Origin of the sequence: Streptomyces sp. TRM49041, assembly GCF_008271805.1 — a bacterium.
GTDB lineage: Bacteria > Actinomycetota > Actinomycetes > Streptomycetales > Streptomycetaceae > Streptomyces.
This window is the reverse complement of the sequence record NZ_VSRY01000165.1, coordinates 104,106-114,886: the sequence shown is the minus strand read 5'-3', so window position 1 is coordinate 114,886 and position 10,781 is coordinate 104,106. Positions and strand designations below refer to the sequence as shown.

Annotated in this window: 8 protein-coding genes; 1 reads left to right on the top strand and 7 read right to left on the bottom strand. The window is 70.9% G+C overall.

Going from position 1 to position 10,781, the window contains the following annotated elements; genetic code table 11:
• Positions 1-57 precede the first annotated feature (57 nt).
• Together FVS66_RS28500 and FVS66_RS28495 are read right to left on the bottom strand one after the other, a co-directional pair.
• The gene (locus tag FVS66_RS28500; RefSeq protein ID WP_149184102.1) at positions 58-3,762 is read right to left on the bottom strand and encodes an AAA domain-containing protein; all 3,705 of its coding nucleotides are present in this window, start codon (positions 3,760-3,762) and stop codon (positions 58-60) included.
• A gap of 205 nt (positions 3,763-3,967) precedes the next feature.
• Complete coding sequence (locus tag FVS66_RS28495) at positions 3,968-4,183, bottom strand: EF-hand domain-containing protein (protein ID WP_149184101.1); 216 nt, start codon at positions 4,181-4,183, stop codon at positions 3,968-3,970.
• 93 nt (positions 4,184-4,276) lie between these two features.
• On the opposite strand from FVS66_RS28495, the gene FVS66_RS28490 reads away from it, so the two are divergent.
• Positions 4,277-4,948, top strand: coding sequence for a GNAT family N-acetyltransferase (locus FVS66_RS28490; RefSeq protein ID WP_149184100.1), 672 nt, complete (start codon positions 4,277-4,279; stop codon positions 4,946-4,948).
• On the opposite strand, the gene FVS66_RS28485 is transcribed toward FVS66_RS28490, so the two are convergent.
• The 5 genes from FVS66_RS28485 to FVS66_RS28465 all read right to left on the bottom strand — a co-directional run bounded on the left by FVS66_RS28485 (position 4,919) and on the right by FVS66_RS28465 (position 10,688).
• Positions 4,919-6,100 carry a YncE family protein gene (locus tag FVS66_RS28485; RefSeq protein ID WP_399226481.1) on the bottom strand — a complete coding sequence of 394 codons (1,182 nt, stop codon included), beginning with the start codon at positions 6,098-6,100 and terminating at the stop codon, positions 4,919-4,921. The genes FVS66_RS28490 and FVS66_RS28485 overlap by 30 nt on opposite strands.
• 235 nt (positions 6,101-6,335) lie before the next feature.
• Complete coding sequence (locus FVS66_RS28480; protein WP_149184098.1) at positions 6,336-6,842, bottom strand: ATP-binding protein; 507 nt, start codon at positions 6,840-6,842, stop codon at positions 6,336-6,338.
• 250 nt (positions 6,843-7,092) lie between these two features.
• A complete protein-coding gene (locus tag FVS66_RS28475; RefSeq protein ID WP_149184097.1) occupies positions 7,093-7,860 on the bottom strand; it encodes an enoyl-CoA hydratase/isomerase family protein in 768 nt (255 codons plus the stop codon).
• A gap of 87 nt (positions 7,861-7,947) precedes the next feature.
• The gene (locus tag FVS66_RS28470) at positions 7,948-9,210 is read right to left on the bottom strand and encodes an Ig-like domain-containing protein (protein WP_149184096.1); all 1,263 of its coding nucleotides are present in this window, start codon (positions 9,208-9,210) and stop codon (positions 7,948-7,950) included.
• A 182-nt stretch (positions 9,211-9,392) separates the two neighbouring features.
• Complete coding sequence (locus tag FVS66_RS28465) at positions 9,393-10,688, bottom strand: Ig-like domain-containing protein (RefSeq protein WP_149184095.1); 1,296 nt, start codon at positions 10,686-10,688, stop codon at positions 9,393-9,395.
• Between the last annotated feature and the right edge of the window lie 93 nt (positions 10,689-10,781).

Genomic DNA, 10,781 nt, shown 5'->3' with positions numbered 1-10,781 from the left:
GGTCCTGCCATTCCTGCCGCTCCCCCCGCTCCTGCCGCTCCTGCCGTGTGGTGCCGGTCAGCCACCGAACACCCGTCCCGCGGGCAGCACCAGGACCTGGTCCTGGTACTGGAAGGTCTCGCAGACCCGCGCCCAGAACTCCACCCCACTGCCGGCGAAGTGCTCGAAGTCGCCGACCATGATCAGCAGTCGTCGGGCGCGTGAGCACATCACGTTGACAAGGTCGGGCTGGACCAGATGGCCCAGGTTCTTCCACGGCTTGTCCCTGGCCTCGCTCCGGTTCCGGTCCCGGACCAGGGAGACGATGACGGCCTCCGCCTCCCGCCCCTGGTAGGCGTGGACCGTGTGGACGAAGGGAGCGAGGTCGCTGCGGGCGCGCAGCAGCTCGGTCTGCTGCCGGTACGGGGTGAGCACGGCCAGGGCGTCGTGGCCGATGCCCTCGCGGCGCGGCCGCGGGCGTGGAGAGAGCCGGGACACCAGCTCGGCGACGACCTCGACCTCGCCGCGGTTCTTCCAGGCGGGCTCGTCCTCGCACTCGGGGAGCGCGTGGGTGTCCAGCCACACCAAGGACGTGTCGCCCAGCCACTCCGGTGCGCTGTAGCCGTGCGGCTCGTCGGGCTTGCCGGTGCGGATCAGGCCCTCGCCGCCGGGGTCCTCGGGGTCGGGGTAGAACACCCGGCTGATGAGGTCACCGATCGGCCGGTTCATCCGGAACTGTGTACTGAGCGTGCGGACGGGCCTGGACAGGTAGCCGTCGCCCTCGTGGGCGTCGGTGGCCGGCTGGTCGAAGAGGCTCCCGAACATGTCGAAGACGCGCAGATACTCGGCGCCCCGGGCGCCGTGCAGGGCCAGTGCGGGGTCGGGGTGGTCGGCGGAGTCGTGCAGGAAGCGTTCGACATCCTGCCTGCGGTGGGCGGGGAGCTGGTGGTGGTCGCCGATGAGGGACCAGCGCAGGCCCTGGGAGAGCGGGATGGCGATCTCGGTCGGCCACGCCTTGGCGGCCTCCTCGATCAGCACCCAGTCGAACGGCTCGTCGTTGCCGGTGATCGACATGTGCTCGGGGTCGGCCGACGAGCAGGTCGCGAAGACCAGGTTGGCGGATCTGCGGATACGGTCGGTGAGCTCGGGCACGGCCCCCTTGGCCACGGCCTCCCAATCCCTGAGCAGCTCAAGCTCCTTGCCGTGTCGGCCGGGCTCGTCCCGCGCCGTGGCGGCGAATCTCTGGAGGGCCTCGGAGCGCGCCACCGCGAGTTCCGCCGGGCGGAAGGGGCGCAGCCGGTCGTCGACGCGGTCGGCGGAGGAGTTCGTGGTGACCCTCAGCGCGATGACGTCTCCCACGGTGAGGGCGTCGAGCGGGCGGCTCTCCGGCGGTGCCTCACCGGCTTCCGTCTCCTCCTCGTCCACCGCCGCGAGCCGCTCCAGGATCCGGGCGGCGAGGTTGTCCAGGGCCCAGTTGGACTGGGCGGAGACCATGACCCGGGCGGCGGTCTCCTGCCGGAGGTAGGCGACGACGGCCCGTGCGGTCATCTCCGTCTTCCCCGTGCCGGGTGGTCCCTGGAGGGCGAAGAACGGCTGCGACACGAGCATGTCGGTGACCACCTCGCCACCCACGAGACCGGCGCCCGCGTCCTTCCAGCGTTCCGGGAGGCCTCTGATCGTCGTCGGGTGCTGGAGCTGCTGGAGGAGGACCTTGTTGCCCAGCAGTTTCCAGCGCGCGTGCACCTGGCGGCGGAAGGCGACCACGCTCCCCACGTCGCCCGCGGGGCGGATCCAGCCCCGGTCCGGGGGCCGGTCGCTGTCGGAGTGCAGCCGGACCCGGATCGCCTCCTCGCCCAGCTGGTCGTCCAGGCTGACGAGGACCTGCCGCCTGCGCTGGTAGCGCGGGGCGCCGTTGCGGTCGGCCAGGACCTCGATGTGGCCACCTTCCTCGGAGGCGAAGGAGGCGAAGAAGTCACCGAGGGGCGGCCGGAGGACCGGGTCGTCGCAGTAGTGGGTCAGCATGGTGCTGCGGTGTATGCGGGAGTCGTCGCGTGCCGCGTCCAGGCGGAGCGTCAGATAGCGCCCTCCGTTGTTGTCGTCCTTGTCGATCGCGTAGGCGTACTCGCGTGCCTGGAGTTCCACTTCCTGGTAGCTCAGCAGCCAGTCGAAGGCCTGCTCGTAGACCAGGTCGGTGGGCGAGTCGACCACCGCCCGCGCGATGGCGTCGATCAGCGGGGTCCACTTGGGGCGGCCGGCCTGGGCCTTCGCGAACTCCGCGGGATGGATGTTGTACGCGACGGCGTCGACCGACGGGATGGTGCGGTGGAACCGGGTCCGGTCGATGTCGTACTGGATGGACCGGCCGGCGGAACTGTCCAGCGCCACCGTGTACTTGATGACCAGGGTGTCGTCACGGGGCGGGCCCAGGGCGGTGCCCAGCGCGCTGAAGGGCCGGTACCGCTGGCAGAACCAGGCCGCGCGGCTCCCGAGGAGCAGCAGTTGGGCATCCCTCTTGGTCGCCTTGTCGCCCGGCGCGATGTAGGGCACGGCCCCGTGCTGGGCGTGGACGAGGCGTGCGCCGCGCAGGTCCTGCTCGATGAGTTCGGCCAGCTCCCGGTGCCCCTCCTCGGTCTCCGGGTCGTGGGTCAGCCAGCCCCACTGGTACAGGGTGTGCCGGGATTCGGTGGGGAGGAAGGCCACCAGGTAGGGCAGCTGGACGTCGGCGGCCTCGGTCCAGTAGCCGGATATCTCCTCGTAGTTGCGGCTGATGCGGTCCACCACGTCCTGGCTGGTGGGCCGCCCGCGGTGATGGGGGGCGAGCATGGCGGTGAGGAGCGACCGCAAGGGCCCCGGCAGGTCCGACCGGTCGGCGAGGGCATCGCGTAACGCCGTGTGCCGGCTCCGCGCCCAGTCGAGCAGGTTCTCCCGTCCGGGCCCGGACGGGGCCGCGGGGCCGGGCTTCTCGGGCAGGAACCACTCGGCGACGGTGGCGCCCAGGCTGAAGACGTCGGAGCTGGCGTGGTCGGCGGGTTCGTTGCCCTGTTCGGGGAAGAGATACGCGAGCCGCTCGGGCGCGCAGTAGGCCAGCGCCTCGGTGCCCTGCCCCAGCAGCAGCCGGGTGACCTGCTCGACGGCGTGCTCGGTGTCCATCTCGGTGGCACGCAGCAGGTTGCCGATCAGCGCGCTCATCTCGAAGCGGGACAACCGCAGTTGCAGCCGCTCGGGCCCGACCGGCATGGAGGTGTCCTGGTGGACGTCGATGCTGCCGGGCCAGAGGTTGCGGTGCACGATCTTCTGACCGTGCAGCACGGACAGGGCGTCCGCGAGGAAGAAGAACTGCCGTACGGCGACCGCGCGCTGGGTCCGCAGGTCGTCCAGGAGTCCACCGTCCGCGAGGCTGTGGACGGCGCCCTTGGTGACCACATAAGCGAAGCCGCTGACGTCGAAGCCCTTCGACAGGGTCGCCTCGGCGTCGCGGTAACCGCCGGTGACGATCTCCGGGAGCGCGGGGTGGCGCAGCGCCGCCGCGCGCAGCAGCACACGGACCTCCTGCTCCCACAGGTGGCCGGCGACATTGGAGAGGCCCTGGTAGAGCTGGAGCGTGACCGGGAACTGGCTCCCGTCGACCAGGTCGTAGCGGTGCAGCGCTCCGGTGATCAGTTCATGGCCGCACTCCGTGACATTCCGCCCGGCGGGGGTGCCGTAGCGTCCGAGCGCGGTCTGGGGATCGCAGAAGAAGTACTCGACCAGCCGGTCCGTCTCCGTCGCCGCTGCCGCCACCACGCCTCCGATCGCCCGAGGGCCCCCACCCGCGCGGCCCCTTGTTCATTCATAGCGCAAAGCGGCCATCGGCGAACCCGGGTTGGACAAGGCGGCGAGCGTGTGGGTACGGGCCCCGCTCCGCTGCCGGGAGAACGGGGGAACAGGTGCTCGACGACCGGGGCGCCACCCGGTGGACCGGGTGGCGCCGCTCGGCCGGTGGCGCGGCTCAGGCCCTGTTCAGGTGGGCCCAGAACTCGTCCCAGCTCAGCAGACCGTCGCCATTGCCGTCCTGGGCGTTGATGACGGCCTGGGCCACGGGCTCGGTGACGTTGAAATCGCCCAGCTCGGCCATGACGCCCTTGTACTCGGCGGCCGTGATGAACCCGTCACCGTTCACGTCGAACCGGTCGAAAGCCTTGCGCGCAGACTCGATGTCCGCCATCGCTCCACCCCTTCATGATCTGTGCACTTCGGCGGCAAGCGTAACGGCAGGGGCGGCAGGGTACTCGCGGGCCCCGTGCGCGACGATGGGCTCATGAGTGAAGCGGTGGCACGCATTCTGTCGGCGGCGGCGCGCGGCGACTTCCCACCGCCGGACGGCTCCACGACGATCGTGCCGCAGCCGGGCCCGCGCGACGCGGGGGTGCTGGCCTTCACGGCGCACTCCGTCGTCTTCGTGGACGAGGACGAGGAGTGGATCAGGGCGGAACTGGCCGCCACGGCGGCCGACCCGCTGGCCGCGGCGATGAGCCCCGGCTTCCTGACGGCGCTGATGGCCCGTACGGGGCGGCGGATGGACACGATCGACATGCTCACCGTCGCGGGCAGGCTGCCGGGGGAGCCGCCGGTCGCGCTGCGCGAGATCGACGACCCCGACCACCCGCGGGTGGTGCGGGCCCGTGAGTACCGCGACGACATACGGGTGTGGGCGGCCGACGGCGGTGTGGTGATCCTGGGCCGCGCGGTGGCGGGCCGCTGGGAGGCCGCGATCGAGGTGGACGAGGAGGCCCGCGGCCGTGGCCTGGGCCCGCTGCTCGCCCGGGCGGCCCGCCACCTGGTCCCCGGCACGGTGGTCTGGGCGCAGCAGCCACCGGGCAACGCCCGCAGCGTCCGTGCGTTCCAGGCGGCCGGCTTCCGCCCGGTCTGCTCCGAGGCCCTGCTGGTGGCCGGCCGGGGGTCAGCGGAAGACGCCGGTGTGCCCCAGTGAGTAGCGGCCCGGCTGGGGGTAGACGGCCAGGCCGTGGGGGCCGCCGCCGACCGGGATCCGGGCCAGCTGTGCACCGGTCGTCGTGTCGATGGCGTACACCTCGGAGTCGTAACGCCCGGACAGCCACAGGACCTTGCCGTCGGCGGAGACGCCGCCCATGTCGGGTGAGCCACCGTCCGGGAGCCACCACTTCTTCGTCAGCTTGTCCTTGGCGAAGTCGAAGACGGAGATGGAGCCCTCGCCGCGGTTCGGGACGTACATCTCCTTGGAGTCTCGGGAGATGTACAGGCCGTGGCAGCCCTTGCCGGTGGGCAGGAGCGTGGGCGTGGTGAACTTCTCGCCGTCCAGGACCCACATGCCGTGCGCCATCATGTCGGCGATGTAGAAGGTCTTGCCGTCGGGCGAGAGCTTCACGTCCTGCGGCATGGCCCCGTGGAAGGGCAGCTTCTGCTGGCCGACGACCTTCATCTTCTCCGTGTCGACCTTCAGCAGCTCGCCGGAGAACTCGCAGGAGACGATGAAGTACCTGCCGTCGGCGGAGAAGTCGGCGTGGTTGACGCCGTAGCAGGAGACCGGTTCGGTGTGGCGGCGCTCCATGGTGTGCGGGTCGCGGAAGACGAGCTCCCGGTCGAGAGAGGCCATGACGACCGCGTACTCGCCGTTGGGCGTGAAGTACAGGTTGTACGGGTCGTGGACCTCGACGTCCTTCCCCCGCACCCCGGTCGCCGGGTCGATGGGGGTGAGGGTGTGGCCCTGGTTGTTGTTGACCCAGAGGGTTTTGAGGTCCCAGGACGGGACGACGTGCTGCGGGTGTTTGCCGACCGGGATGGTCTCGACGACCTTGTACGTCTTCGGGTCGATGACCGAGACGGTGTCGGAGAGGGTGTTGGGGACGTAGACGCGCGACGGGAAGTCCTTGACCACCGGGGAGAGCTTGCCGGGGCGGTCGGCCGCGTAGATGTCCTTGGGGTCGAGTACGGGCGGCATGCCCGGGAGCCCGGCCGGCCCCGCGGGGGCGACCCGCTTCGGTACGGCGGGCGGCGCGGCCGCCTTCGGCGCGGCACGGTCGTCGGTGGTGCCGCAGCCGGCGAGGGCGACCAGCAGGGCGGCCGCGACGAGGCTGATGGATCGCTTGCTCAGGTGCACGGTCACGCGACCATTTAAGGGCGACATCAAGCAGATCATGAAGATTGACCCGTTATGTACCTTCTTTTGTTGGCCAGGCCCCCCGTCTGCCATAGTCGGCCGCACGACCCCCTCGACCCGGGCCAGGTCGTCGACAGCGCCGCCGGACACACCCCTTCCGTCCGTGGCGCTCCATCAGAGGCCCCCGGGGCGCCGCACGACGACGGACCGGGGGCTTCTGCGCGTCCGGCCGTCGGCGCGTTCAGCGGTCGGTGACGCGCATCTCGAACCAGGTGTTCTTGCCGCGCGGCAGCAGATCCACGCCCCACCGGTCGGAGAGCTTGTCGACGAGGAAGAGGCCGCGGCCGCTGGTGTCGAGTTCCTGGACCGGCATAAGGCAGGGCAGGCCGCGTGAAGGGTCGCGGACCTCGACGCGGATTCGGCCGCCCCGGCGGCGGTACATCCGCAGACCGAACATCCGTGCCCCGGTGTGCCGTACGGCGTTGCCGACGAGTTCCGAGACGAGCAGGATCACGTTCTCGGCCGGCTCCGGGGCGAGCACCCAGTGACGGAGCGCGACGCACTGGGCGAGCCGGCGGGCGGTCGCGGCGGACTCGGGGCGGGACGGCAGCCGCACCTCTTCCACGGTCGGGTCACCGTGCAGTTCGAGCGCCTTGAGTGCCTGCTCGTCGTCCGCGGACGGCACCCACCGCGCGGCCGTCGCACCGCCCCGCTGCCACGGTTGCTCCACACCTTCCAGCCCCGCCATGCCCACCATCATGGCCGCCCCGTGGGGCCCGCGGGGCGGTTCCGCGGGAATCGACCCCGCGGAACCGACGGCCCCGCACACCGTTGTTGGCATATGACGGCGGCAACAGAAGCCCGGAACATCCACCCTGACCTGCGGTGACACAGGGCTTCTGCATGATCACGGAGAGGGCCGGTGCGGGGTGAGCCAAGAGTAGTTCGATATGACCTTAAACCACCCGCACGGCTGAATTTTCAACGAACCGTTCGCCTCAGAGGAACTTGGCCTTGCCTGGGCCCTCCTCGACGAAGCTGCGCATGCCGCGCTCCCGGTCCTCGGTGGCGAACAGGCCCGCGAACCAGTTGCGTTCGACGGCCAGGCCCGTGTCGATGTCCGTCTCCAGACCGGCGTCGACCGACTCCTTGGCGGCACGCAGCGCCAGCGCCGGGCCCTGGGCGAGCTTCGCGGCCCAGGCGTGGGCCTGCTCGTACACCTCGGCCGCCGGGACGACCCGGTCGACGAGCCCGATGGCCAGCGCCTCGTCGGCCCTGACGTGGCGTCCGGTGAAGATGAGGTCCTTGGCCCTGGACGGGCCGACGAGCCGGGCCAGCCGCTGGGTGCCGCCCGCGCCCGGGATGAGGCCGAGCAGGATCTCGGGCTGGCCCAGCTTCGCGTTGTCGGCGGCGATCCGGAAGTCGGCGCAGAGGGCCAGCTCGCAGCCGCCGCCCAGCGCGTACCCGGTGACGGCGGCGACGACGGGCTTGGGGATCCGGGCGACGGCCGTGAAGGAGTCCTGGAGCGCCTTCCCGCGCAGCACCATGGCCGCGTGGTCCATGGCCCGCATCTCCTTGATGTCCGCACCGGCCGCGAACACCTTCTCGCCGCCGTAGACGACCACGGCGCGGACGTCGTCGCGGCCCGCGGCCTCCTCGGCGAGCTCCTTGATCCGGTCCTGCGTGGCGATGTCCAGCGCGTTCATCGGCGGGCGGTCCAGGCGGACGGTGCCGACGCCCGCGGAAACTTCGAGAGTCACTGTCATACGAGGCAGGTTAACCGCCGTTAATGGCGGAGGGGCCGGTGCTGTTCCTCACAGCACCGGCCCCTCCGCCCGGAAGTCGCCGTACGACTACTTGATCCACTCCGACCAGGACATGTTCCAGCCGTTCAGGCCGTTGTCCGGGGCGATCTGCTTGTCCTTGGAGTTCTTCACGATCACCACGTCACCGATGAGCGAGTTGTCGAAGAACCACGCGGCGGGCATGGACCCGTCGCCGGCGCCGCGCACATCGCGGAGGCCGACACAGCCGTGGCTGACGTTGGCCGAGCCGAACGTACCCGGCGAGGCCCAGTAGTTGCCGTGGACGAAGGTGCCCGAGGTGGACAGGCGCATCGCGTGCGGCACGTCCTTGATGTCGTACTCGCCGCCGAAGCCGACGGTCGCGCCGTTCATCCGGGTCACCTTGTACTTCTCGCTGATGACCATCTGCCCGTTGTACGTGGTGGTGGCCGGGGCGCCCGCGGTGATCGGGATCGTCTTGACGGTCTTGCCGTCCCGGACGACCGTCATGGTCTTGGCGCTCGCGTCGACCGTGGAGACCTGGCTGCGGCCGATGGTGAAGCTGAACGACTTGGCCTGCTTGCCGTACACGCCGGGGCGGCCCTCGACGCCGTCCAGGTTGAGCTCCACGGTCACCTTGGTGCCGGGCGCCCAGTACTTCTCCGGGCGGAAGTCCAGACGGTCGTTGCCGAACCAGTGGCTCTCGACCGGCACGGAAGGCACGGCGGTCACCTTGACACCGGCCTCCACGGCCTCCGGGTTGGTGATGCCGCGAGTGAAGTTGATCGACACCGGCATACCGACACCGACGGTCTGGCCGTCCTCGGGTGTGTAGTGGCCGATGAAGGTGTTCTTCGGCTCCAGCGTGGTGAAGGTCGTGTCCTTCGCGGACTCGCGCCCCGCCTCGTCCTCGGCGACGGCGTGCACCTTGTACTTGGTGGCCGCAGCCAGGTGCCTGACCGGCTGCCAGCCGGTGGCGTCCGCCGACATGGTGCCCTCGACCGGCATGCCCTTGGAGTCGGTGACCGTGACCGTGGTCAGCTTGCCGTTCTCCGCCGTGACCTTCAGCGCGCCGCTGGTCGCGACGTCGACGGCGGCGTCCTTGGGCGTGATGGTGACGACCGCCTGCGACGCGGCGTTCTCCACCTGCTGCGAGTCCTGCTTACCCGGCGCCGCGCCACCCTTGCCGTTGTCCGCGGTACCCCCGCCTCCGCACGCGGTGACCAGCAGCAGCAACGTTCCGGCAACGACGGCCAGCGGACCGGCGCCCCGCCGGCGCCGTCCCCGCGACGCCGCGCCGGCCGGCGCTCCCCATATCGGCTGCCCCTTCACGATGTACTCTCCCCTCGCACAGCCCGGCACCGCCGTGGCCTGCACCCCCGCGCGCTGAACCCGCGCGCACCGCGCTAGACAATCACACCGTGAGCCCTGCGGAGCGCCCCGGAATGTCACTGTTCAGTCCCAACTTGTTCACAGGGAAACCAATCGGGGCGCGGCGGCCGGGGCCGGGGGAATCAACGCAGCGCGGAACCGTCCTTCCACTGCTCCCAGCCCATGTTCCAGCCGCCCAGGCCGTTGTCGGGAGCGACCTTTCGGTCGCGTGAGTTGACCACCTCCACGACATCCCCGATCAGCGTCCGGTCGAAGAACCAGCCCGCCGGGGTGTCGGCTCCCCCGCCCTTCACATCGCGCAGGCCGACACAGCCGTGGCTGACGTTGGCCGAGCCGAAGGTCGACGGCTCCGCCCAGTAGTTGCCGTGCAGGAACGTCCCCGAGGCGGTCAGCCGCATCGCGTGCGGCACGTCCTTGATGTCGTACTCCCCCTTGCCATCGGCGTCCTTGAAGCCGACCGTCGCACCGTTCATCCGGGTCACTTCGAAGAGCTCGGTGACCACCATCCTGCCGTTGTACGTGGTGGTCTTCGGGGCGCCGGCCGTGACGGGCAGCTTCGCGAGGAGGCGGCCGTCGCGCCGCACCTCCATGGTGTGGGCCTCGGCGTCGACGCGGGAGATCTGCGAGCGGCCGATGGTGAACCGTACGGTCCTGTGCTGGATGCCGTAGACGCCCGGGGCCGCCTCCACGTCACGCAGCCGCAGATCGACGGTGACCTCGGTGCCCGGGGCCCAGTACGACTCGGGGCGCAGGTCGAGGCGCTTGGCGCCGAACCAGTGGCCGGCCACCTCGACGGGCGGGTCCGCGGTGACACGGACGGCCCGTTCGACGGCGGCACGGTTCTTCACGGGCCGGTTGAACCGGAAGGAAACGATCATGCCGGTGCCGACGGTGGAGCGGTGCTCCGGCGCGACGTAGCCGATGAAGCGGTGCTCGGGGACGAGGGTGGTGAAGGTGGTGTGCCGGGCGGAGCGGCGGCCGCGGCCGTCCAGGGCGACCGCGTCCACGCTGTACTTGGCGGCGAGCGCCAGCCGGGTGCCGGGCTCCGGCCGCCAGCTCAGCCCGTCCCGGGAGACGGAGCCCGGCACCTCGGCGGGCCGCGCGTCCTCGATCCTGCGGACCTGGACGCTCTCCAGCCGCCCGCCCGGCACCCGCACCTCCAGTCGGCCGTCCGGGGCGACGTTCTCGGCGCCGTTCCGCGGGGTCACCTGAATGGTGTCGTCGGACGACCCGCCCTTCGCTCCGCCGCCCCCCTGTCCGCCCGGGCTCGCGTGTCCGCCCGGGCTCCCGAGGCTTCCGGGGGCGCCGGTGCCGCCGGTGCCGCCGACCGCCGTGCACCCGGCCGCCCCGGCCATCACTCCTGCCCAGGCCGCCACCGCGGCGACGCCCAGACCTGCCCGCTTCAGTACATGTCTCATGTTCCGCCCAACGACCGCGGCCCGGTGAGGGAAACGTCTGTACGGGTCGTGTTCGGTACCGGTCATGTTGGGATCAGGAGACTCCGGGCAGAA